Annotated in this window: 24 protein-coding genes and 3 tRNA genes; 17 read left to right on the top strand and 10 right to left on the bottom strand. The window is 58.5% G+C overall.

The annotated features are described in order from the left end of the window. Positions 1 to 46 precede the first annotated feature (46 nt). The gene (gene uvrB, locus EXN68_RS07130; RefSeq protein WP_142840195.1) at positions 47 to 3013 is read right to left on the bottom strand and encodes an excinuclease ABC subunit UvrB; all 2967 of its coding nucleotides are present in this window, start codon (positions 3011 to 3013) and stop codon (positions 47 to 49) included. A 258-nt stretch (positions 3014 to 3271) separates the two neighbouring features. Between uvrB and EXN68_RS07125 the strand changes: the two genes are divergently transcribed. Both EXN68_RS07125 and EXN68_RS07120 read left to right on the top strand, forming a co-directional pair. Continuing rightward, the gene (locus tag EXN68_RS07125; RefSeq protein ID WP_003495099.1) at positions 3272 to 3625 is read left to right on the top strand and encodes a DMT family protein; all 354 of its coding nucleotides are present in this window, start codon (positions 3272 to 3274) and stop codon (positions 3623 to 3625) included. 106 nt (positions 3626 to 3731) lie between these two features. Continuing rightward, positions 3732 to 4154 carry a GNAT family N-acetyltransferase gene (locus EXN68_RS07120; RefSeq protein ID WP_142840671.1) on the top strand — a complete coding sequence of 141 codons (423 nt, stop codon included), beginning with the start codon at positions 3732 to 3734 and terminating at the stop codon, positions 4152 to 4154. A gap of 36 nt (positions 4155 to 4190) precedes the next feature. Here EXN68_RS07120 and EXN68_RS07115 read toward each other — a convergent pair whose 3' ends face one another. Continuing rightward, positions 4191 to 4574: a winged helix-turn-helix transcriptional regulator gene (locus EXN68_RS07115; protein WP_142840194.1), complete on the bottom strand. Its 384-nt coding sequence runs from the start codon at positions 4572 to 4574 to the stop codon at positions 4191 to 4193. Between the two features lie 157 nt (positions 4575 to 4731). On the opposite strand from EXN68_RS07115, the gene EXN68_RS07110 reads away from it, so the two are divergent. After that, positions 4732 to 5343 (top strand): NAD(P)-dependent oxidoreductase, encoded by a 612-nt coding sequence (locus EXN68_RS07110; protein ID WP_142840193.1) that lies wholly within the window; start codon positions 4732 to 4734, stop codon positions 5341 to 5343. A gap of 12 nt (positions 5344 to 5355) precedes the next feature. After that, the gene (locus EXN68_RS07105; RefSeq protein WP_142840192.1) at positions 5356 to 5832 is read left to right on the top strand and encodes a nuclear transport factor 2 family protein; all 477 of its coding nucleotides are present in this window, start codon (positions 5356 to 5358) and stop codon (positions 5830 to 5832) included. Positions 5833 to 5908: 76 nt separating this feature from the next. Here EXN68_RS07105 and EXN68_RS07100 read toward each other — a convergent pair whose 3' ends face one another. The 5 genes from EXN68_RS07100 to rlmB all read right to left on the bottom strand — a co-directional run bounded on the left by EXN68_RS07100 (position 5909) and on the right by rlmB (position 9741). Then, positions 5909 to 7273, bottom strand: coding sequence for a PepSY-associated TM helix domain-containing protein (locus EXN68_RS07100; protein ID WP_142840191.1), 1365 nt, complete (start codon positions 7271 to 7273; stop codon positions 5909 to 5911). 45 nt (positions 7274 to 7318) lie between these two features. Continuing rightward, the gene (locus EXN68_RS07095) at positions 7319 to 7720 is read right to left on the bottom strand and encodes a DUF2946 family protein (protein WP_142840190.1); all 402 of its coding nucleotides are present in this window, start codon (positions 7718 to 7720) and stop codon (positions 7319 to 7321) included. Between the two features lie 70 nt (positions 7721 to 7790). Continuing rightward, complete coding sequence (locus EXN68_RS07090) at positions 7791 to 8384, bottom strand: hypothetical protein (protein WP_142840189.1); 594 nt, start codon at positions 8382 to 8384, stop codon at positions 7791 to 7793. Between the two features lie 5 nt (positions 8385 to 8389). Then, the gene (locus tag EXN68_RS07085; RefSeq protein WP_142840188.1) at positions 8390 to 8782 is read right to left on the bottom strand and encodes an acyl-CoA thioesterase; all 393 of its coding nucleotides are present in this window, start codon (positions 8780 to 8782) and stop codon (positions 8390 to 8392) included. Positions 8783 to 8853: 71 nt separating this feature from the next. Next, the gene (rlmB, locus tag EXN68_RS07080; protein WP_142840187.1) at positions 8854 to 9741 is read right to left on the bottom strand and encodes a 23S rRNA (guanosine(2251)-2'-O)-methyltransferase RlmB; all 888 of its coding nucleotides are present in this window, start codon (positions 9739 to 9741) and stop codon (positions 8854 to 8856) included. A gap of 209 nt (positions 9742 to 9950) precedes the next feature. On the opposite strand from rlmB, the gene EXN68_RS07075 reads away from it, so the two are divergent. The 3 genes from EXN68_RS07075 to EXN68_RS07065 all read left to right on the top strand — a co-directional run bounded on the left by EXN68_RS07075 (position 9951) and on the right by EXN68_RS07065 (position 11333). After that, positions 9951 to 10035 (top strand) — tRNA-Tyr (locus tag EXN68_RS07075). 25 nt (positions 10036 to 10060) lie between these two features. Beyond that, positions 10061 to 10134 (top strand) — tRNA-Gly (locus tag EXN68_RS07070). A gap of 509 nt (positions 10135 to 10643) precedes the next feature. Beyond that, positions 10644 to 11333, top strand: coding sequence for an alpha/beta hydrolase (locus EXN68_RS07065; protein WP_142840186.1), 690 nt, complete (start codon positions 10644 to 10646; stop codon positions 11331 to 11333). 54 nt (positions 11334 to 11387) lie between these two features. Here the strand turns inward: EXN68_RS07065 and EXN68_RS07060 are convergent, their stop codons facing one another. Further along, positions 11388 to 11714 carry a BA14K family protein gene (locus EXN68_RS07060; RefSeq protein ID WP_142840185.1) on the bottom strand — a complete coding sequence of 109 codons (327 nt, stop codon included), beginning with the start codon at positions 11712 to 11714 and terminating at the stop codon, positions 11388 to 11390. A gap of 334 nt (positions 11715 to 12048) precedes the next feature. Between EXN68_RS07060 and EXN68_RS07055 the strand changes: the two genes are divergently transcribed. After that, positions 12049 to 12498: a hypothetical protein gene (locus tag EXN68_RS07055; RefSeq protein WP_142840184.1), complete on the top strand. Its 450-nt coding sequence runs from the start codon at positions 12049 to 12051 to the stop codon at positions 12496 to 12498. A gap of 638 nt (positions 12499 to 13136) precedes the next feature. Then, on the top strand, positions 13137 to 13505 hold the full coding sequence (locus tag EXN68_RS07045; RefSeq protein ID WP_142840183.1) for an MliC family protein: 369 nt from the start codon (positions 13137 to 13139) through the stop codon (positions 13503 to 13505). Between the two features lie 481 nt (positions 13506 to 13986). Here the strand turns inward: EXN68_RS07045 and EXN68_RS07035 are convergent, their stop codons facing one another. Further along, complete coding sequence (locus tag EXN68_RS07035) at positions 13987 to 14619, bottom strand: TerC family protein (protein WP_142840181.1); 633 nt, start codon at positions 14617 to 14619, stop codon at positions 13987 to 13989. A gap of 402 nt (positions 14620 to 15021) precedes the next feature. Between EXN68_RS07035 and tuf the strand changes: the two genes are divergently transcribed. After that, the gene (gene tuf / locus EXN68_RS07030; RefSeq protein ID WP_080824790.1) at positions 15022 to 16197 is read left to right on the top strand and encodes an elongation factor Tu; all 1176 of its coding nucleotides are present in this window, start codon (positions 15022 to 15024) and stop codon (positions 16195 to 16197) included. A gap of 67 nt (positions 16198 to 16264) precedes the next feature. On the opposite strand, the gene EXN68_RS07025 is transcribed toward tuf, so the two are convergent. Further along, entirely contained in the window at positions 16265 to 16852 is a 588-nt protein-coding gene (locus tag EXN68_RS07025; RefSeq protein WP_142840180.1) for a histidine phosphatase family protein, read from the bottom strand. Between the two features lie 194 nt (positions 16853 to 17046). Between EXN68_RS07025 and EXN68_RS07020 the strand changes: the two genes are divergently transcribed. From EXN68_RS07020 to rplL, 7 genes are all read left to right on the top strand, one after another. After that, positions 17047 to 17122: transfer RNA gene (locus EXN68_RS07020), tRNA-Trp, on the top strand. A 183-nt stretch (positions 17123 to 17305) separates the two neighbouring features. After that, a complete protein-coding gene (gene secE / locus EXN68_RS07015; protein WP_003523719.1) occupies positions 17306 to 17506 on the top strand; it encodes a preprotein translocase subunit SecE in 201 nt (66 codons plus the stop codon). A 32-nt stretch (positions 17507 to 17538) separates the two neighbouring features. Further along, positions 17539 to 18069 (top strand): transcription termination/antitermination protein NusG, encoded by a 531-nt coding sequence (nusG, locus tag EXN68_RS07010; RefSeq protein ID WP_046798156.1) that lies wholly within the window; start codon positions 17539 to 17541, stop codon positions 18067 to 18069. Between the two features lie 144 nt (positions 18070 to 18213). Further along, the gene (rplK, locus tag EXN68_RS07005; RefSeq protein ID WP_027677153.1) at positions 18214 to 18645 is read left to right on the top strand and encodes a 50S ribosomal protein L11; all 432 of its coding nucleotides are present in this window, start codon (positions 18214 to 18216) and stop codon (positions 18643 to 18645) included. 2 nt (positions 18646 to 18647) lie between these two features. Further along, on the top strand, positions 18648 to 19343 hold the full coding sequence (gene rplA, locus EXN68_RS07000; protein ID WP_142840179.1) for a 50S ribosomal protein L1: 696 nt from the start codon (positions 18648 to 18650) through the stop codon (positions 19341 to 19343). Between the two features lie 356 nt (positions 19344 to 19699). Continuing rightward, positions 19700 to 20218, top strand: a complete 519-nt coding sequence (gene rplJ, locus EXN68_RS06995; RefSeq protein ID WP_142840178.1) for a 50S ribosomal protein L10 — start codon at positions 19700 to 19702, stop codon at positions 20216 to 20218. Positions 20219 to 20277: 59 nt separating this feature from the next. Beyond that, complete coding sequence (rplL, locus tag EXN68_RS06990; RefSeq protein WP_142840177.1) at positions 20278 to 20655, top strand: 50S ribosomal protein L7/L12; 378 nt, start codon at positions 20278 to 20280, stop codon at positions 20653 to 20655. Positions 20656 to 20772: the final 117 nt, after the last annotated feature.

Raw genomic sequence — 20772 nt, 5'->3', positions numbered from 1 at the left:
TTTTCGCAATACATATGCCTGGCGTCGAATATCGCCGATGCGTGCGTCAGCGCCCCGGCCGGCCCGTCTTGCCCTTGGTCCGGCTCTTGCGCTTCTGCTCGCCGGCATCCTCATAGGAACCCGCGCCGATCTTGCCGCGCGCCAGCGGCCGCGGGTCATCCGTGGCGCGTTCGGGCTGACCTTCGAGAAGCGGTGAGAACCGTTTGCCGGGCTCGGTCTCGGGCTTGTCGGGCACTGCGCCGCGCACGGGTTTTTCGGTCCTGCCCACCGTCATCTCGTCCAGCGTGTTCCTGCGGAACAGCGGTTTGCCCGCATCCGAGCCGGGGCCCATTTCGTCGAGCGAGGGTTTGGCGAAGAGGGATTTGCCGCTTTCGTTCGCTGCGGCGTCTGTCTCCGTCCCGCCGGATGTCTCGCCCTCCGGTGGGGAGATCGACAAGTGGCTGCGTCTGTTGTTTTTTCCGCCGCCTTCGATGGCGCGGGCCTCCTCCTTGGCCATCGGGTCGTCCATGGTCGCCAGTTCGGCGGCCTTGAGGCGTTTGATTTCGTCGCGCAGGCGAGCGGCCTTTTCGAAGTCGAGGTCGGCTGCGGCATCGCGCATGGATTTTTCCAGCGCGTTCAGATGGACCTGCAGATTGTTGCCGACCAGATGGCCACCATCGGCGAAGCCCTTGCCGGAAACGCCTGAAATATCAGCCCTTACGTGATCGCGCTCATAAACTGAATCAAGAATATCGGAGATTTTCGCCTTGACCGATTCTGGCGTGATGCCGTGTTCGGCGTTGTAGGCCATCTGCTTTTCGCGGCGGCGGGAGGTTTCCTCCATCGCCCGTTTCATCGAGCCGGTGATGTTGTCGGCATAAAGGATGACCTTGCCGTCGACGTTACGGGCGGCGCGGCCGATGGTCTGGATCAGCGAGGTTTCCGAACGCAGGAAGCCTTCCTTGTCGGCATCGAGGATGGCGACGAAACCGCATTCGGGAATATCGAGGCCCTCGCGCAGCAGGTTGATGCCGACGAGGACGTCGAAGGCGCCGAGGCGCAGGTCGCGGATGATCTCGATGCGCTCAAGCGTGTCGATGTCAGAGTGCATGTAACGGACGCGCACGCCCTGTTCATGCAGATATTCGGTCAGGTCCTCGGCCATGCGTTTGGTCAGCACGGTGCAGAGCGTGCGGTAACCCTTGGCGGCGGTCTCACGGATTTCGCCGAGAACGTCGTCCACCTGGCTGCGGGCGAAACGTACCTCCACCGGCGGATCGATGAGGCCGGTCGGGCGGATGACCTGTTCGGCGAAGACGCCGCCGGACTGCTCCATTTCCCATGAGCCGGGGGTGGCTGAAACCGCGACGGTGAGCGGGCGCATCGCATCCCATTCCTCGAAGCGCAGCGGCCGGTTGTCCATGCAGGAGGGCAGGCGGAAGCCATATTCAGCCAGCGTCGCCTTGCGCCTGAAGTCGCCGCGATACATGCCGCCGATCTGACTGACGGAGACGTGGCTTTCATCGATGAACAGCAGCGCATTGTCGGGGATATATTCGAACAAAGTCGGCGGCGGCTCACCGGGGTTGCGGCCGGTGAGGTAACGCGAATAGTTCTCGATGCCGGCGCAGGAACCGGTCGCTTCCAGCATCTCGATGTCGTAACGGGTACGCTGCTCCAGCCGCTGGGCTTCCAGCAGGCGTCCGGCCTTTTCCAGCTCGGCGAGGCGGCCCTTCAGCTCTTCCTTGATCGACTTGATCGCGCCATTCAGCGTCGGGCGCGGGGTGACATAGTGCGAATTGGCGTAAATCTTGACCGATTGCAGATCGCCGGTCTTCTGGCCGGTCAGCGGGTCGAATTCGGTGATGGAATCGATCTCGTCGCCGAACATCGAGATGCGCCAGGCGGCATCCTCAAGGTGGGCGGGGAAGATTTCGATGGTATCGCCGCGCACGCGGAACGAACCGCGCTGGAAATCCATGTCGCGGCGCTTGTATTGCTGGGCCACCAGGTCGGCCAGAAGCTGACGCTGGTCCAGCCGGTCGCCCACCTGCATCTGGAAGGTCATGGCCGTATAGGTTTCCACCGAGCCGATACCATAGATGCAGGAGACCGAAGCGACGATGATGCAGTCGTCACGCTCCAGCAGTGAGCGGGTGGCGGAGTGGCGCATCCGGTCGATCTGTTCGTTGATCGAGGATTCCTTCTCGATGAAGGTGTCGGAGCGCGGCACATAGGCTTCCGGCTGGTAATAATCGTAGTAGGAGACGAAATATTCCACCGCATTATCGGGGAAGAAGTTCTTGAACTCGGAATAGAGCTGTGCCGCCAGCGTCTTGTTGGGTGCGAGAATGACGGCGGGGCGCTGCGTCGCCTCGATGACCTTGGCCATGGTGAAGGTCTTGCCGGAGCCGGTGACGCCGAGCAGCACCTGGCTGCGCTCACCGGAATCGATGCCTTCAACGAGGTCGGCGATGGCGGTCGGCTGGTCGCCGGCGGGCTGGTAGTCCGAGGCCATGCGGATGGCGACGCCGCCTTCCGATTTCGGCGGGCGGGCGGGTCGGTGCGGTGTCCAGAGCTTGCCGTCCTTGAACAGTGGATTGCCGCTCTCGATCAGCTTGGACAATGCGTCCACCGTGGCGGTGACGGCGCCTGGCGCGAGATTGGCGGCTTCCTCCAGCGAAACGTCCATGCCGGCCACCGGATTAAGACCAGCGGCGGCACGGGTCTTCGGATCGCTCGACGCGCCGATGGACACGCCGCGCGCGGTTTTGGACGCGGTGGTGTTCTTGGCCGTCTTGGAGGCTGCCTTTTCCGCTTCCTTGCGGGCCTCTATCTCGATCTTCTTGCGGTGCTTGCCCGCTTTCGAGGCAATTTCGCGCTGGGTTTCCACCGAGCCCGCCTCGGCTTCCGCCTCCAGCTGCTTCACCCAGTCGGCGACGCTGCCGCTGAGCGGCGCGCCTTCGAACGACGATTGCGGGGCTTCCTCAAAGCCGGAGGGCGAGGACGGGGGATTTTTCGGTGATCTGGCCATGCGCGAAATATGGAGGGAGTCACGCGCAAAGGGAAGGGGAGGCCGTGAAAAAATGAGTACAAAAAGGAAACGAAGCGTCCGGAACAAAATTCAGGCGGATGCGTTGCATAGCGGCTGAATGCAGCTTTATCGAAACCTGTCGAAAATCGATTCCGGTTTTCGCTGCGATGCGCTAGAGCAGATCTCTACCGGCAGAATGATGTGGTTGCGTTTTCAAACTGCCTTTCATGACATCCCTCCCTATTTTCAGGAACCATCATGCCGTTCTCGATCAGTCCCGCCCACATCTGGCCTGTCCTGATGCTCGTCGCCTCAAATGTTTTCATGACTTTCGCCTGGTATGGCCACCTCAAGCACAAGGGCAGCGCGCTCTTCCTGGCGATCATCGCAAGCTGGGGCATCGCGTTCTTCGAATATATGCTCGCCGTGCCGGCGAACCGTATCGGCTCGGAGGTCTATTCCACGGCGCAGCTCAAGACCATCCAGGAAGTCATCACGCTTGCGGTCTTCGCGCTGTTCTCGATCTTCTGGCTGAAGGAGAGCATCACCATCAATCATGTGATCGGTTTTGCCCTGATCGCTTTTGGGGCTTCCTTCATTTTCCGGTCCTGATCCGCATGGTGAGGCTCCGGTCCGGGACCATATGCCAGCAGTCGCAACCTATGAGGTCGATACATTGATGAAGATACGGCCTGCGAGAGACGATGATGCGGCTGGCATGGCGGCGGTCCAGAACGAGATATTCTCGGCAGGCCTCCGAAAGGCGCCGACTGATATCGGTGCGGTGCTGGAAAATTACATCCGGCATGCAGAGCGTATCGAGTGTTCGGTCGCCGAGGATGAGGACGGGCGTATTCTGGGCTTCCAGTCGCTGCGTTACGCGCGGGCGGACAATCCCTACGGCGTGGCGGAAGGCTGGGGTATCATCGGCACCCATGTCAGCCCGCATGCGGCGCGAAGGGGCGTGGGGTCCGCGCTCTTTACGGCTACCCGAAAGGCGGCGGAGGCTCGCGGCCTGAAAAATATCGATGCCAGTATCGGCGCGGATAACAGGCTCGGGCAGAATTATTACGAGGCGATAGGCTTCACGACCTATCGTCAGCCGGAAGGGCTGGTGTGCAAGGTCTATCGTCTGGCCTAGGTATGATTTGCGATTCTGCCCGTGCCGGCAGTGCGATCAGCCGCGATTGTCGTTTTCGGAATATTGCAGGCGCGCCTTGCAGATACGAACGTGGTTCTCGTCGGCCCATTGCACCAGCAATTGCATCGGCACCAGAAACGAGCGGCCGAGATTGGTGAGTTCATATTCCACCCGCGGCGGCACTTCGGCATAAAGCGTGCGGCGGATGAAGCCGTCTTCTTCCAGCCGCTTCAGCGTGCGCGACAGCATCTGCTTGGAAATATCGTCGATCCTGCGGTTCAGTTCGTTGAAGCGCAGCACGCCGCCCTGCAGGGCTTCCAGAACCAGCAGGCTCCACTGATCGCCGATGCGATCCAGTACGTCACGGATCGGGCAGGGTTGCTCGAAGGTGAAGATTTCCTTTGTTTGCGTGTCCGACACTGCTTCTTACCCCTTGCCCTTTTTCACTCATCAAGGTCATCGCCATGTGACCAGATCAGCCGCCGCTGACTTCTTGCGGCTATGGTTGCGATATCATAGCTCTCTTTCGCGGTCTATTATCTAGACCGATAACGATTGTGACGAAAGGACAGAAGCCATGGCTAAAATCGCGCTCGTCGGCGCTTCCGGCAATGCCGGCTCCCGTATTTTGAAGGAACTTTCCGATCGGGGGCATCAGGTAACGGCGATTGCCCGCGCTCCTGAGAAGATCGCCAGCCTGCCGAATGTGGTGGCCAAAAAGGGCGATGTCTTCGATCAGGCGGGGCTTTCTGAGCTGCTTAAGGGTCACGATGCTGTGATAAGCTCGGTGCACTTCACTGCCAGCGATCCCCTGAAGCTCATCGAGGCCGTGCGTGCTTCCGGTGTTCAGCGTTATCTCGTGGTCGGCGGTGCCGGCAGCCTTGAAATCGCGCCCGGCCAGCGTGTGGTCAATCTTCCGGATTTCCCCGCCGCCTACAAGGCCGAGGCGACGAAGGGTGCGGAGTTTCTAGACCTGCTGAAACAGGAAAAGCAGCTCGACTGGACCTTCCTGTCACCCTCAGCCGAATTTGTGCCGGGGGAAAGAACCGGCAAATTCCGGATCGGCAAGGACAGCCTGCTCAGCAATGACGAAGGCAGCCGTATTTCCTTCGAAGATTATGCCATCGCGCTTGTCGATGAAATCGAGAAGCCGCAGCATTCCCGCCAGCGTTTCACCGTCGGTTATTGAGAGGTATCACCCATGAATTTCGTAACACGCCGTCTTGCCATTGCCGCTTTCGCGCTCGTGCCCGCTTTAGTGGCCGCACCGGTTCTGGCGCAAACCGCAAATCGCGATCTGGCTCAGGAAGAAGCCAACCGCAAGCTGGTGATCGAATTTTACGACACCGTCTTCAACAAGCACGAGGTGGAGAAGGGCGCTGCCGTTGTCGTCGACAGCTACAAGCAGCACAACCCCAATGTGCCTGACGGCAAGAAGCCGTTCGTTGATTATTTTACGGGGCTCTTTAAGGAAAACCCGCAGTCGAAAGCACGGATTGTCCGCAGCGCCACGGATGGCGATCTCGTCTATCTGCATATTCATTCGACGAAGAGCGACGGTGATCGCGGCAGGGCCATCGTCGACATCTTCCGCGTCACGGATGGCAAGATCACCGAGCATTGGGATGTGATCCAGCCTGTGCCGGAGACGGCGGCGAATAACAATACGATGTTCTAAGTCAGACTTTCGTCAATATCGAGGGAAACAGCCGGGATTTTCGCCCGGCTGTTTTCATTTTAGAGGACGCTTTTTTTTAACCGGCCCGCCGCTTCTGGCGAGACTGCACGATCAGGTCCAGCGCCAGCATCACCAGCAGGCTCGCACCCACCAGCGGGAAAAGGATGCCGCCGATGGCGAGTACAGCGAGGAGCCCGCGTAGCACACGTTTTTCCTGCGGCAGGGGCGGAACGCCGAGCGAGCCTTGCGGGCGGCGTTTCCACCACATGATACCGGCGGAGACGGCAAGCAGCACAATGCCGATACAGGCGACCAAAAGCACGATCTGGTTGGCGAGGCCAAATTGCTGGCCCAGATGCACGTTGATGCCCCATTCGAGCGCTTTGCCGAGCGGGCCGTAATCGGCGTAACTCATATCGATCAGCGGCTCGCCGCTATATTGATCGAGGTGGACGACGCGTTGCTGCGTCAGATCGTCAGGATAGGCGGAGCCGCTATAGACACCGGACGATTTGGTGGGCAGTGCGACGGCGTAACCGGCAGCGAGGCCCAAGGCGTCGAAACGCGCCATGGCCGCATCGATCCCGATCGGTTGGCCGGTGCCGGACGTACTGGATTCGGGAATTTTTGCCTGTTCCAGCGACCAGCTTGTTTTGGCTACGTGATCGAGATGGTCACCGGACATCGGAACATCGGTGCGGACGCCCGCCGGATATCCGAAATTGCTGCCATTCGCCCATTCATTGACCTTCGCGCCCCAGACGCCCGACCAGGGCATGCCGGTGACGGCGAGGAAGACGATGAAAAAGCCGACGAAGATGCCGGTGACGGCATGGGTATCACGCCAGAAGACCCGCTTTTTCGGCGTACCGCGCACCGTTACGACACCGCCCGTCTGTTTTCGCGGCCACCAGAGATAGATACCGGTGGCGACGAGCAGGATGGACCAGCCGGCGGCGATCTCGATCAGGTAGCGGGCATAGGCACCGAAATATTTTAGGCTGTGGAGGTAGCGGATCGTCCACATGACGGTGCCGCGATCCGGCAGGGAGCCGGCAACCTCAGCCGTATGGGGATTGACGTAGACGGCGCGCTTGCCATCCGCCGTATTGACGGTGATTTCCGTCGACGCGCCGGGATCGGCCGGGGTCGTATATTTGACGGCAGTGCCTGGAACCGCAGCAAGTGCAGCGGCAACAATTTCGGAAGGCAGCGCTTTCGGTGCGTTTTGCACCACCTCTATCCGCTTCAAATCCGAATGGATGAGGTTATCGAATTCGTCCCGGAAAAGATAAAGGGCGCCGGTGACGGCGAGCGATATCATGAAGGGCAGGACGAAGAGACCGGCATAGAAATGCCAGCGCCACACGGCGCGGTAAAGATTGATGGACGAGGAATGCGCAGGCGCGCGCTCGCCCTCGAAAGAGGTCGTAACGGACATGGATGTCTCCGCAGGAAGAGTGATTTCCGGCAAGCCGGGCGTGTTTCAGTTCTGCGGAGGGGCGGGCGGTGCGCGGGGGCGTGATTCCAGATTGGGCGGCGATGGCGGCAATGCCGCATCGAAGTTCAAAAAGGCGACTTCGTCCGTCGTAACGACACTGTCTGCGCGTTCGACAGGTGTGACCGGAAGAGTGGCAATGGTGGCCGATGCCAGCCGGCACAGCGTTCCGCAGCAGTCGGCGGCAATTTTGCCCGCCGGGTCCTGCTTTGCGGGCCCTTCGGGCATGTGGCTGGAACAGATGACCTCATCTGCCGCAAGCGCGGCCATGGCCATGTTGCCGCTGGTCAGGCCGTTGGCGAGACCCTGCAGGAGGAAAAGCAGGACGGCCAGCGTGGCGATGGCGCCAGCCGAGCTTCTGTCCTGCATGATCCTGCGAATATGTCCCATAAGGCCGGAATGCCATAATCGCGGCGAAATGTCACCGCGACACAATGACGGCATCAGGACGTTACGGTCTTCAGGCCAGCAGGTCGTAGGTGCGGAAAATCCAGGCGATCTGGTAGATCAATGCGAAGATGACGAGGAACCGGTGGAAGCGGCGGTTGCCGATGAAGGCGGCGGATGTGAAAAGAACGACGTAAATGGCGGTACGGATGAGATATTCCGGGCCGAGCGTTGCAAGATAGTCCTGTCCCTTCAGCAGCGTGTCACCGACATCGGTGACGAAAAGCGCTGCCAGAAAACCGAAGAACCAGCTTTTGCGGGAAAAGAAGTAGTCCTCATATCCCTTGTATTCCTTCATGTCGGTGGGAAACAGCAGCACGCAGAGGAAATAAAACAGCGAGCAGAACAGGATGAGGAACAGGAAAGCGCCGAAGCCCAGCACGTGGCCGGTGGCGGAAAGCCGGTGTTCCCACCACCAGAAATGCACCAGCATCAGAAACAGGAACGCCACCCAGCCGAGATGCAGCGGATAGATGCGTTCCTTCTTTGGGTGTTGCACGAAACCGGCAAGGCCGGTCAGCAGGCGGGCGAGGCTGAGGCCGACCACCATGCCCATGACGGCACGGATGTGCGAATAGGCTTCCGCGGCGTTGACGGCGGCCTCCATCGTGCCTACTCCCCCGGAGGAATGGGCGTCGGCTGCCCGTTTTCGTCCATCGCCACCATGATGAAGGTGCCGGCGGTGACCTTTTCCAGCTTGTCGAAACGCGACCGCTGTGCCCAGGCTTCAACCGTCAATGTGATGGAGGTGCGGCCGACGCGGGCGATATCGGTATAGATGGACAGCGTATCGCCGATCTTCACCGGCAGTTCGAAAGCCATTTCCTTGACCGCCGCCGTGACCACGCGACAGCGTGAGCGTTCCGCTGCGCGGATGCCGCTTGCCAAGTCCATCTGCGACATGACCCAGCCGCCGAAAATATCACCGGCGGGATTGGCGTCGGCCGGCATGGCAAGCGTCCTGAGCGTCAGCTCGCCGGTCGGTTTGATGGTCTGCTCGGTCATGTTGAAATTTGCTCCTTGCGAAAAAGCGCAGCATGCGTTGCGCTTTGTGATTTCGCAAGGAAGGGAAAGCGTCAGGACGACGCTTTGCCCAGAAATTGCTGCGTTGCGTAAAGGGCGATGGCCGCCGCATTCGACACGTTAAGCGATTTGATCTCGCCGGGCATATCGAGACGGGCGAGCGCCGAGACGGTTTCGCGAGTCTTCTGGCGCAGACCCTTGCCTTCAGCTCCCAGTACCAGCGCGACTTTTGCGCCGCTGAAGGTCTGTTCGATGGGGGCGGGGCCTTCCGAATCCAGCCCAACCGAAAAGAAGCCGAGTTTGTGCAACTCGCCCAGCGCATCCGCCAGATTGGTGATCTGGATATAGGGGATGAGTTCCAGCGCGCCGGAGGCGGATTTTGCCAGGACGCCCGACTCGGTCGGGCTGTGGCGCATGGTGGTGATGACTGCGCCGGCGTTGAAGGCGACCGCCGAGCGCATGATGGCGCCGACATTGTGGGGATCGGTAACCTGATCGAGCACGAGGACGAGCGGGCTGTCCTTCAGCGCGCCGAGCCTCTTGACCGGCAATGGCTTCGTTTCCAGCATCACGCCCTGATGGATCGCCTCGGGGCCGAGTACCTTGTCGATATCCTGCGGGGAAACCATCTCGACAGGGAAGGGCTGGGCGTCCGCCTCGCCGATATCCAGACGTGCAAGCGCATTCTGGGTGACGGAGAGCTTGACGATCTGCCGTTCGGGATTGGTGAGTGCGGCGCGCACCGTATGCAGGCCGTAAAGATGCACCTGATCCGGTGCAAGCTGCGGCGGCTTCCAGTCGTCCGCATCGCGGTTCCTGCGCCTCTGCTGCGGCGGAGTGGGGATTTCGCCCCTTTCGCGCTTGGCGTCGCGTACGGCGCGGCGCAGGGTGGCGTAGTGCGTATCGCGGGTGGATTTGTTGTTTGGATCGTCTTTGCTCATGGCGCCTTATATCTCCGCTAGGAGGCGCGCACCAGCCCCCGCGATAATCCACAGGACTGTAAACATGTTTGAATTTTTTCCCGAAAATTCGTGAAAGGGCGTGTTGACAGAAACGAACGAGGCCGTCATATACGCGCCACAGACGACGCAACGGCGCTTCGCCGCGGCAAAATCTGAAGAGCTTGGTAGCTCGATCCTAGCAGAAAGCTGGAGGGATGCCCGAGTGGTTAAAGGGGACGGACTGTAAATCCGTTGGCTACGCCTACGTTGGTTCAAATCCAACTCCCTCCACCATTCTGCACGGATCGAAATCACCACCGCGGGTATAGCTCAATGGTAGAGCAGCAGCCTTCCAAGCTGAATACGCGGGTTCGATTCCCGCTACCCGCTCCATTTACTCTCCCGGTACAATCAAAGACGTTCGTTAGATACGGTTTGCAGCGTTTTCTGACGCCCGCGAGATCGTGTAGGGCATCCAGCAATTCTGGTGTTAGAAATCGCGATATTGACTAAAGCGGTTGGAAGCCGGGCCGACCTCGCCCTCAAAATGTCGCGACTTGAAGTCGCCCGTCAAAAATCTCGCTGGAAATCCAACCGCTCTTTCCAACATCGATAGAGTTTTTGGAGCAGGGACCCAAATGGGCTTGCCTGTCGACTATCTGATGTTAGTCTCAATTCACGCAGTTGCGTAATCAGCGCTCGCCGGGCCAAACCCACAGGTGACGCTATCGTGTTTACATATGATTTCGACCGGCACCATAACAGCATGCTACATTGCTCTCGCGGGGCCAGGATGCGCCGATTATTCCTGTCCCGGCAAGTGCAGTAATCACTCGACGCCAGCGAACGTCCGACAAGAGCGGCCAACGACCGGTGTCGTAATTCCAACCGAGGAGTGACACATGGGTTCGAAGCCGACGATTATTCTCGTGCATGGGTTCTGGGGTGGGGCTGCCCACTGGAGCAAAGTAATCGTCGATCTTGCCGGCAGAGGTTACACTCTCAAGGCTGTCGAATTACCACTGACATCACTCGCCGACGATGTTGAGCGCACCCGCAAGATGGTTGCGCAACAGGATGGCCCCGTTCTGCTTGTTGGACACTCCTACGGTGGCGCGGTCATCACGGAAGTCGGCAATCTGCCGAATGTTGTCGGGCTTGTTTATATCGCCGCCTTCGCTCCCGATGCCGGCGAGAGCCCCGGAGGCATTACTCAGCAGCATCCGCCTGCGGCGGTTGCAAATCTTGCGCCTGATGACGACGGTTATCTCTGGCTGCGCGCAGACAAGTTCCATGAGAGTTTTTGCCAGGATCTCAGCGCTGATGAAGCGCTGGTCATGGCGGTGACCCAGAAGGCGCCGCTCGCCTCGACCTTTGGAAATGCTATCTCGAAGCCTGCCTGGAAGGCAAAACCGTCCTGGTATCAGATTTCAACCGATGATCGGATGATCTCCCCGGAGAACCAGCATCTGATGTCGGCTCGACTGGGGGCTCGTCAGGTTATTTCACTTGAAGCAAGCCACGCATCCCTTGCGTCGCATCCTGCCGCCGTCGCCGGATTGATCGACGAGGCGGCTAAAAGCGTATCGTAACTGGAGCCAGCACCGGAACCTGCGTGCGCAACAGGCTGTTCTCGCAGCCGGGCGTTAATAGGGAGAAAGACACTGGGTGCGTGTCCCCGCGGGGGCCATGTAGCTGTTATCGGTCGGATGGTAGGAGGTGTATCGCGCCGCACACCATTTGACGTGATTTATCTCCGCCTGCGACAGGGCGTAACCATTCGATGTGGCTTCCTCACCCTTGCCCGCGGCGAAGGCGGACGCGGGGTAGCCACGCTGGTTCGAATTCTGCGCCTGTTCCGGCGGTTCATAGGCCGGCTGTATAAGGCTCAGCGCGTGGGCGGGAATGACAGAAGCGCCAGATAATGCGACGCCAAGAGCGAGTGCGGAGATAGTCTTCGGCATCCTCAACATCGATAAATCCTCGTTATTCGTTCGGGATGCTAACGAAAATTTAGGAAATTCGTTCCGTGAGAGGGTTGACGCCACACGAACACGTGATTCTTCGCGATCGGTAAAAGGTGAGGCGGCGGGATTGGAGAGGTCGCTTGCGGCGGCTGTTGGGCCTTACGCGTCCACGCGCAAATGTGAGCCGGCATGATGCCGTCTTTACCAGGAAGATGCCGTGTCCTCTGAACACGTTTCATTCCCCCGTCAATTCGACTTTCCGTCCTTCCCGCACTGCTCGTTGACAAGCGGAAAATCCGGTCGGATAGTCGGCCGGCAATCATGCAAACGGGAGTCTTCAATGTTTAACAGGGTTGTCATTCTCTCATCCTTTGCGCTGCTGGCATCGGCAGCGTTCGTCTCCCCCGCAGCCGCACTCACCATGAAGGAGTGCAGCGTGAAATATCAGGCGGCGAAAGCCGACGGGTCCGCGAAGGACGTCAAGTGGAACGACTATCGCGCCAAATTCTGCGGTGCCGATGCGGCGGCCGAAGATGCGGCCGACGATAAGCAGGTCGCGGCCACAACCGACAAAGAACCCGAAAAAGCGACGACAAAGGCCCCGAAGGGCGTCGCTTTTCCGAGTGCTGTCGATAAGAAATATTCAAGCGAAACGCCTGGCAAGGCACGCCTGAAGACCTGTGTCGACTCCTACCACAAGAACAAGAATGACGGCACGCTCGGCGATCTGAAGTGGATTCAGAAGGGCGGCGGCTACTGGAGCCTGTGCAACACGGCGCTGAAGAGCTGACAAGCGACGGGGCGGCGGCCGACTGCCGTCGCCCGACCATCAGACTGATTCCAGAATCATATTGGCAGGCGGGAACCGTTTCAGCCGGGGAGGGTGTGTTCATGCGCTCTCCATCGCCGCCACCAGATAGGGCAAAGGTGGGCAAGGCTTCTATGGCCATGCAAGATGGTCAGGCGTGGCCGGGAATTAACTCTTACAGCCGGTAACATCCGGAGCCCTGGGGCAACCCCGTTTTCGGGCGGGTAAAATCTGTGAATAGTCCGTGATTCAGTATCTTGGTAGAAAGAGTTGATCCTGCGGTTCGACCCGCATCCAGCAATTCAACGGTGCGAGTTGTCCCGTGACGGCCGACCGGCAATGTGGGCGGATGACCAGACGATTTCGAAACTATCTTACAGTGCTGGCCATATCATTGCTGATGTGGGCGGTGATCCTTGGCGCCGCTTATTGGATGTATCGATAAGGGCACCGGGTGTGCCTTCCGGCATGAGCTGACAGCGGATAGACGTGTCGTCGATACGCTTCGGTATGTCCCCGTCGTTCATGTTCCCGCAAATTCCAAAAGTCAGGAATGGCCCGCCCAATTTTGGCTTTGCTGTCGTGACCTTATGTTTCGACTGGATCAGGAAAGGGTCATCATGAGAAAATCCATCGCCATCACGTGTCTTGCAATCCTGTCGCCGATGGTCGCTTCCAGCGCTCTGGCTGAAGACTTGGTGATTCCGCTTCCGAAGGACCTGACGATCGAAAAGGTCGAGGCTGTCTATCAATGCGACGCCGACACGGTGGACGCCGTTTATTTCAATGCCGGCGATATCAGCCTCGTGCGGCTGGGGCTGAAGGATGGTGTCATCGTTGCCGCGAATGTCATTTCAGGCTCAGGTGCCAGATATCAGGGCGGCGTTCACGTCTGGTGGTCGAAGGGTGAGGAGGCCGATCTTTATGATCTGATGGCGGATCCGGAGATGAAGAAGCCGGTTCACTGCGTGGAAAAGAAGAAGTCCTGATCGGCAGCGGCAGCACTTAAAGGAGCGGCGGCAGGGCGGTTATGAAACCTTGCCATGCCGCCGGTCAGTGTTGGTCTGCGCTTGCGGCGCGTTCAGACGAGAACGAGCGACGCCAGCAGCGCGAGAAGGATGAGGGAGCTTGCGACAACGCCGAGTTTCACCCTTCGAAGGCGACGGGTACGACCGCCGCTCCAGTCATAAGCCATTGGCAGCTTTACCTTTCTTTTTATTATTATGACTTATTACTAGCTCCCTAGGCTTGCTTGTGGCTGACCTCAATTGCCAGAACCCATAGGCGAGAAATTACGATTTCCCTGCCTTGCCCGGATGTTGCAGCGGTTGAATCGCGTGATTCTCGAGGTGTGCCTGCCGGTGGGTCGAAGGGGTTTTCGAAGACGTTCATCGCACTCGGCAGCGCGTAAAAAAGGCCCGGAAACCTTCACGTTTCCGGGCCTTTCAAATGGCGCTCCTGCGGGGCGGCTCAGCCCAGATAGGCCTTGATATAGGGCAAGACTTCGATCACGCCGTGATAGAGCATGTTGAGCGCTACATAGATGATGACCATCAGACCGAGATAGGAAATCCAGCGATAGCGGTGCAGAAGCTTGGCGACGAAGTTGGCCGCAAGCCCCATGAGGGCGATCGAGACGATGAGGCCGATCACCAGGACGGTCACATGTTCCTGTGCGGCGCCGGCAACAGCCAGAACGTTGTCCAGCGACATGGAGACATCGGCGATGACGATCTGAGTTGCGGCCTGAAAGAAGGTCTTGTGGCCTTTGGTCAGATCGGCTTCGTCGTCGGTCACCTCGTCTTCGATGGAGCCGGCAGCTTCGCGCAGTTCGGACCACATCTTCCAGCACACCCAGGCGAGCAGCAGGCCGCCGAACAATTGCAGCCCGACAATGGCGAGAAGCTGCACGGTGACGGCGGCAAAGGCGATGCGCAAAACGGTGGCGGCGATGATGCCCACCAGAATTGCCTTGCGGCGAAGATGGGCGGGAAGACCGGCGGCGGCAAGGCCGATGACGATGGCATTGTCGCCCGCCAGAACGAGATCGATCGCGATGACCTGTAAGAATGCCGTGAAACCGGCGGCTGTGAAGATTTCCATGGAATGGTCCTGAAACGGATAGAAAGGTCGCGGGGGAAAGCGACGGAACGAGATAAGGCATGGGATGGCGCCCAGCGCCGCATCGGGATCGCCCGTCTCCCCCCGGCGATGGATTGTCCTTAAGCCATCATGGCGGTGCAGGTAAAGAAGTTGTGATGGAAATATCTTAATTAGTGATCGAGAATAGCAGAAAGGCACTCCGCGCGGCTTGCGTCGATGTCATCCTTCCAAGGGTTTAAATGTCGCAAACGGCACACCATATGCGGGCCTCGGGGCACGCTTGAAGCGCGTGCGCAGGCGCTTTCACAATTAAGTCTTGCGCATTCGCTTACAAAGCCTTAAACGGCGACACCAAACCGGTTCGCCGGGGAAACTACTTCACGTTCACAGGAAGCAATTCACATGGCAAAGAGCAAGTTTGAGCGCAATAAGCCGCACGTCAACATTGGCACGATCGGTCACGTTGACCATGGCAAGACGTCGCTGACTGCCGCGATCACGAAGTTCTTCGGCGAATTCAAGGCGTATGACCAGATCGACGCCGCGCCTGAAGAAAAGGCCCGTGGTATCACGATTTCGACGGCACACGTTGAGTATGAGACGCCTGCCCGTCACTACGCGCACGTCGACTGCCCCGGCCACGCCGACTACGTGAAGAACATGATCACCGGTGCTGCGCAGATGGACGGCGCGATCCTGGTTTGCTCGGCTGCTGACGGCCCGATGCCGCAGACCCGCGAGCACATCCTGCTTGCCCGTCAGGTTGGCGTTCCGGCAATCGTCGTGTTCCTCAACAAGGTCGACCAGGTTGACGACGCCGAGCTTCTCGAGCTCGTCGAGCTTGAAGTTCGCGAACTTCTGTCGTCCTACGACTTCCCGGGCGACGATATCCCGATCGTCAAGGGTTCGGCACTTGCCGCTCTTGAAGATTCTGACAAGAAGATCGGTGAAGACGCGATCCGCGAGCTGATGGCCGCTGTTGACGCCTACATCCCGACGCCTGAGCGTCCGATCGACCAGCCGTTCCTGATGCCGATCGAAGACGTGTTCTCGATCTCTGGCCGTGGTACGGTTGTGACGGGTCGCGTTGAGCGCGGTATCGTCAAGGTTGGTGAAGAAGTCGAGATCGTCGGCATTCGTCCGACCTCGAAGACGACGGTTACCGGCGTTGAAATGTTCCGCAAGCTGCTCGATCAGGGCCAGGCTGGCGACAACATCGGTGCACTGGTTCGCGGCGTTACCCGTGACGGCGTTGAGCGTGGTCAGATCCTGTGCAAGCCGGGTTCGGTCAAGCCGCACAAGAAGTTCATGGCAGAAGCCTACATCCTGACGAAGGAAGAAGGCGGCCGTCATACGCCGTTCTTCACGAACTACCGCCCGCAGTTCTACTTCCGCACGACGGACGTTACCGGCATCGTTTCTCTGCCGGAAGGCACGGAAATGGTTATGCCTGGCGACAACGTCACGGTTGAAGTCGAGCTGATCGTTCCGATCGCGATGGAAGAAAAGCTGCGCTTCGCTATCCGCGAAGGCGGCCGTACCGTCGGCGCCGGCATCGTGGCTTCGATCGTCGAGTAATCTTTTCCCGCAAGGGATTTGAGAAAACCCCGCTGGAGACAGCGGGGTTTTTTATTGCAAAAAAGCCTCAGCAATCGATCCGGGCAATGTCGCCGTGCCTGAGATGAAAAAACGCGTCTTGCGGTACTTCGAGGCGCAGTGTCCCGTCTTTCGGGAGGCTCGCATAAACGCCGCGTAATATCCGGCTGGTGATGCCGTGGCAGATGATGATCGCGTCGCGGGCCTGCCTCTGTTTGATCGTCTCCAGGCTGCGGGTGACGCGGTCCGTCATTTTCTCAAATGTTTCACCCCCGGGGGCGTGAAAAAACCACTCATGCCGGTCCAGTCCGTCGCGCATGCCGGGATATTCGTGATCGATCTCGTAATCCGTCATGCCATCCCATGCACCCATGCCGATTTCCATCAGACCCGGATCGAGGGTGATGCCGTCTATCACGCCGATCTCACGGGCTATGATCTCGCAGGTCTGCCGTGCCCGTCCGAGCGGGCTCGAGAAAACATGCGCTTCACCTGTGCCGGTCAGCGCGGCGAGCTTACGCCCCATGCGCGCCGCCTGTTGTCGTCCCAGCTCCGTCAACGGCGAATCGACCTGACCCTGCCAGCGCTGGACGGCATTAAATTCGGTCTGGCCGTGACGGACGAGATAGATGCTCATGGGTTTTTCCTGTTGGGGAGTGTGAGAAAGATCAAGGGAATAGGCATTGTGCCGGGTGGGGCAGGCGGCTCGTCCGTGTATTTTGCCAGACATTGTGAAAAAACGAAAAACACCCTTGCCATTCTTTTCCCGGCGTCTTAAAGGAGCGCATACCGAATTGGCCAAGCGATTTTCGCGGTCGATTACGGTGATGAAGGGGTATAGCTCAGTTGGTAGAGCGGCGGTCTCCAAAACCGCAGGTCGTAAGTTCGAGCCTTACTGCCCCTGCCACTTTCCATTCGCAAGCGCGGTCTTCGCTGCACGGCAGATGGATACCGGATTTCCGGTGAATTTCGCGGAATGTCGATTTCCTCTTGTTAAAAGTGGAATCGGTGTTTATGTAGGTCAAAACAGACACGCGGTGCGTGGGGCTGATTAGTTCGGCTTTACGCGCCGTAATTGCGTGGGCAGTCAATGGCATCCAAAACCAATCCGTTTACGTTTCTGCAGCAGGTTCGCGCCGAAGCGTCAAAAATTACTTGGCCGTCGCGCCGCGAGACCATGATTTCGACGGCTATGGTGCTGGTGATGGTCATTTTTGCGGCTCTGTTCTTCTTTGCTGCAGACCAGCTCATCGGCTGGCTGCTCAGCCTCGTGCTGAACGTAGGCCGGTAACGGCCTGGTGAAGGATTGAACGGAGAATAAAAATGGCAGCACGCTGGTACATCGTTCACGCATATTCGAATTTCGAAAAGAAGGTCGCCGAGTCGATCGAGGAAAAGGCCCGCCAGAAGGGTCTTGATCATCTTTTCGAGAAAATCCTCGTGCCGACCGAAAAGGTTGTCGAGGTGCGTCGCGGCCGTAAGGTTGATAGCGAACGCAAGTTCTTTCCGGGTTACGTGCTGGTGCGCGCCAACCTGACGGATGAGGCCTATCACCTCATCAAGAACACGCCGAAGGTTACCGGTTTCCTCGGTTCGGACAATAAGCCTGTTCCGATTCCCGATTATGAAGCCGATCGTATTCTCGGTCAGGTTCAGGAAGGTGTCGAGCGTCCGAAGTCTTCGGTTTCGTTCGAGATCGGCGAGCAGGTTCGCGTTTCCGACGGTCCGTTCGCGTCGTTTAACGGCGTGGTGCAGGATGTCGACGAAGAGCGTTCGCGCCTGAAAGTGGAAGTTTCGATTTTCGGCCGCGCTACGCCGGTCGAGCTGGAATACAATCAGGTCGAGAAGGTCTGATTGGAGGGGTGAAACCCCAAGCGCGTGGAAGGCAATCTGGCTCTTAAAGCCGGGGCAGGGCGCCGCACCACGCAACCGCAGCCGCCGGAGCGATCCGGCTAGAGAGAAGCCGGGTAACCGGTTTGAATTGAAAGGCAGAGAGATATGGCTAAGAAAGTTGCAGGCCAGCTCAAGTTGCAGGTAAAGGCTGGGTCGGCCAATCCGTCCCCGCCGATCGGTCCGGCACTTGGTCAGCGTGGCATTAACATCATGGAATTCTGCAAGGCGTTCAATGCCGCCACGCAGGAAATGGAAAAGGGTATGCCGATCCCGGTCGTCATCACCTATTACCAGGACAAGTCCTTCACCTTCGTCATGAAGCAGCCGCCGATGACCTATTGGCTGAAGAAGGAAGCTAAGATCACCTCCGGTTCCAAGACGCCTGGCAAGGGCGCCAAGGTCGGCTCCATCACCAAGGCTCAGGTCAAGACGATCGCTGAAGCCAAGATGAAGGATCTGAATGCAGCCGATATCGAAGGCGCAATGGCAATGGTTGAGGGCTCCGCCCGCGCCATGGGCCTGGAAGTGGTAGGTTGATCATGGCCAAGGTAGCAAAGCGCATTCAGAAGATCCGCGAAGGCGTGGATCCCAACAAGCTTTACGTTCTCACCGACGCCATTTCGATGGTCAAGGAACGTGCGGTTGCCAAGTTTGACGAAACCGTTGAAGTTTCGATGAACCTCGGCGTTGACCCGCGCCATGCGGACCAGATGGTTCGTGGTGTTGTCAACCTGCCGAACGGCACTGGCCGTGACGTTCGCGTCGCCGTTTTCGCCCGTGGCGTCAAGGCTGATGAAGCCACGGCTGCCGGCGCTGACGTTGTTGGCGCGGAAGAACTGGTTGAAATCGTTCAGGGCGGCAAGATCGACTTCGATCGTTGCATCGCGACCCCGGACATGATGCCGCTCGTCGGCCGTCTCGGCAAGGTACTCGGCCCGCGTGGCATGATGCCGAACCCGAAGGTCGGTACGGTGACGATGGATGTTGCCGGCGCTGTCAAGGCGTCCAAGGGCGGCGCTGTCGAGTTCCGTGTTGAAAAGGCTGGTATCGTGCATGCCGGTATCGGCAAGGCTTCGTTCGACGCCAAGGCTCTTGAGGAAAACATCAAGGCTTTCGCCGATGCAGTCATCAAGGCAAAGCCGACGGGTGCCAAGGGCAACTACGTCAAGCGCGTTGCGATTTCCTCGACCATGGGTCCGGGCGTCAAGATCGACCCTTCGTCGGTTACGGCTTAATCAATTCTCGCGCGTCTTTCGGGGCGTGTGACTAAAAGAATTTCCGGCTCTCAGGGAGCCGGAGATTTCCGGGGAAACCCGGAACTCCTGTCCGAGATTGCAGGTGGCCATGTCTTTCGGGATCTGGCCTTAATCATTCAACCTGCATGAGACGGGTGAGGCTGGATTTGAGACATCCAAGGATGTCTGACTGTCCGGTTCGAACCTGGTGTGCCTGTGCCTGGAGCCGTTTGCGGCGACAGAGCGGGGGACAGGATCCTCGAGCGTCGCTCGGGATCTTTGTAAGAAGGTCCCCTGGGGCAAAGGCAAACCCGACGGGTTCACAATCATGTGGTCCCGTCTACTGGAGACAGACAGTGGAAAGAGCGGAAAAACGCGAATTCGTCACGGAGCTGAACGAAGTCTTCAAGGCTTCCGGTTCGGTTGTCGTGGCCCACTATGCTGGTGTCACCGTTGCGCAGATGAACGACTTCCGTTCGAAGATGCGCGCTGCCGGAGGCACCGTCAAGGTCGCGAAGAACCGCCTGGCCAAGATCGCTCTTCAGGGCACGGAGTCGGAAGGGATGACAAATCTCTTCAAGGGCCAGACGCTGATTGCATACAGCGTCGACCCGATGATCGCTCCGAAAGTCGTCATGGACTTCGCAAAGACCAACGATAAAGTCGTTGTTCTCGGCGGCGCCATGGGTGCAACCACGCTCAACGCCGAAGCAGTCAAGTCGCTTGCGACCCTGCCTTCGCTGGACGAGCTTCGTGCAAAGCTGCTGGGCCTTCTCAATGCCCCGGCAACTCGCGTCGCTACGGTTGTCGCCGCACCTGCAAGCCAGCTTGCACGCGTGTTTTCGGCTTACGCCAAGAAGGACGAAGCCGCTTAAGGCGGTTTTTCGCTGTAATTATTCAAACTGGTTCGAACTGAACAAAAGGAACTATCAAAATGGCTGATCTCGCAAAGATCGTTGAAGACCTCTCCACCCTGACCGTTCTGGAAGCTGCAGAACTGTCGAAGCTTCTTGAAGAAAAGTGGGGCGTTTCCGCTGCTGCTCCGGTAGCTGTTGCTGCTGCTGGCGGTGCTGGCGTTGCTGCTGCTGTTGAAGAAGAAAAGACTGAATTCGACGTGATCCTGGTTGACGCTGGCGCCAACAAGATCAACGTCATCAAGGAAGTCCGCGCTATCACGGGTCTCGGCCTGAAGGAAGCTAAGGACCTCGTTGAAGGCGCTCCGAAGGCTGTCAAGGAAGCTGTTTCCAAGGCTGAAGCTGCTGACCTCAAGAAGAAGCTTGAAGACGCCGGCGCTAAGGTCGACGTTAAGTAATCTTGCGATTGCTGGCGGAAAGGGGCTTCATGCCCCTTTCCGTCGTCATCGTTTTTAAAACTTATTACCCAAAAGCCGCGTGAAAATGGCTTTTGGGTAATGGGTTCTTCAAGAGAA

The organism is Martinezella rhizogenes (genome assembly GCF_007002745.1).
GTDB classification, from domain to species: Bacteria; Pseudomonadota; Alphaproteobacteria; order Rhizobiales; family Rhizobiaceae; genus Agrobacterium; species Agrobacterium cucumeris.
Note: the sequence above shows the minus strand (reverse complement) of the source record. Positions and strands in the feature narration are given on the sequence as shown.

What these genes read in the sequence shown, in the direction of transcription:
- uvrB (WP_142840195.1), bottom strand. Translation starts at nt 3,013, where the DNA reads ATGGCCAGATCACCGAAAAATCCCCCGTCCTCGCCCTCCGGCTTTGAG.
- nusG (WP_046798156.1), top strand. Translation starts at nt 17,539, where the DNA reads ATGGCAGCACGCTGGTACATCGTTCACGCATATTCGAATTTCGAAAAG.
- EXN68_RS07085 (WP_142840188.1), bottom strand. Translation starts at nt 8,782, where the DNA reads ATGACCGAGCAGACCATCAAACCGACCGGCGAGCTGACGCTCAGGACG.
- EXN68_RS07090 (WP_142840189.1), bottom strand. Translation starts at nt 8,384, where the DNA reads ATGGAGGCCGCCGTCAACGCCGCGGAAGCCTATTCGCACATCCGTGCC.
- EXN68_RS07035 (WP_142840181.1), bottom strand. Translation starts at nt 14,619, where the DNA reads ATGGAAATCTTCACAGCCGCCGGTTTCACGGCATTCTTACAGGTCATC.
- tuf (WP_080824790.1), top strand. Translation starts at nt 15,022, where the DNA reads ATGGCAAAGAGCAAGTTTGAGCGCAATAAGCCGCACGTCAACATTGGC.
- EXN68_RS07100 (WP_142840191.1), bottom strand. Translation starts at nt 7,273, where the DNA reads ATGTCCGTTACGACCTCTTTCGAGGGCGAGCGCGCGCCTGCGCATTCC.
- EXN68_RS07045 (WP_142840183.1), top strand. Translation starts at nt 13,137, where the DNA reads ATGAGAAAATCCATCGCCATCACGTGTCTTGCAATCCTGTCGCCGATG.
- EXN68_RS07120 (WP_142840671.1), top strand. Translation starts at nt 3,732, where the DNA reads ATGGCGGCGGTCCAGAACGAGATATTCTCGGCAGGCCTCCGAAAGGCG.
- rplL (WP_142840177.1), top strand. Translation starts at nt 20,278, where the DNA reads ATGGCTGATCTCGCAAAGATCGTTGAAGACCTCTCCACCCTGACCGTT.
- EXN68_RS07105 (WP_142840192.1), top strand. Translation starts at nt 5,356, where the DNA reads ATGAATTTCGTAACACGCCGTCTTGCCATTGCCGCTTTCGCGCTCGTG.
- rplA (WP_142840179.1), top strand. Translation starts at nt 18,648, where the DNA reads ATGGCCAAGGTAGCAAAGCGCATTCAGAAGATCCGCGAAGGCGTGGAT.
- EXN68_RS07065 (WP_142840186.1), top strand. Translation starts at nt 10,644, where the DNA reads ATGGGTTCGAAGCCGACGATTATTCTCGTGCATGGGTTCTGGGGTGGG.
- EXN68_RS07060 (WP_142840185.1), bottom strand. Translation starts at nt 11,714, where the DNA reads ATGTTGAGGATGCCGAAGACTATCTCCGCACTCGCTCTTGGCGTCGCA.
- EXN68_RS07110 (WP_142840193.1), top strand. Translation starts at nt 4,732, where the DNA reads ATGGCTAAAATCGCGCTCGTCGGCGCTTCCGGCAATGCCGGCTCCCGT.
- secE (WP_003523719.1), top strand. Translation starts at nt 17,306, where the DNA reads ATGGCATCCAAAACCAATCCGTTTACGTTTCTGCAGCAGGTTCGCGCC.
- EXN68_RS07125 (WP_003495099.1), top strand. Translation starts at nt 3,272, where the DNA reads ATGCCGTTCTCGATCAGTCCCGCCCACATCTGGCCTGTCCTGATGCTC.
- rplK (WP_027677153.1), top strand. Translation starts at nt 18,214, where the DNA reads ATGGCTAAGAAAGTTGCAGGCCAGCTCAAGTTGCAGGTAAAGGCTGGG.
- EXN68_RS07025 (WP_142840180.1), bottom strand. Translation starts at nt 16,852, where the DNA reads ATGAGCATCTATCTCGTCCGTCACGGCCAGACCGAATTTAATGCCGTC.
- rlmB (WP_142840187.1), bottom strand. Translation starts at nt 9,741, where the DNA reads ATGAGCAAAGACGATCCAAACAACAAATCCACCCGCGATACGCACTAC.
- EXN68_RS07095 (WP_142840190.1), bottom strand. Translation starts at nt 7,720, where the DNA reads ATGGGACATATTCGCAGGATCATGCAGGACAGAAGCTCGGCTGGCGCC.
- EXN68_RS07055 (WP_142840184.1), top strand. Translation starts at nt 12,049, where the DNA reads ATGTTTAACAGGGTTGTCATTCTCTCATCCTTTGCGCTGCTGGCATCG.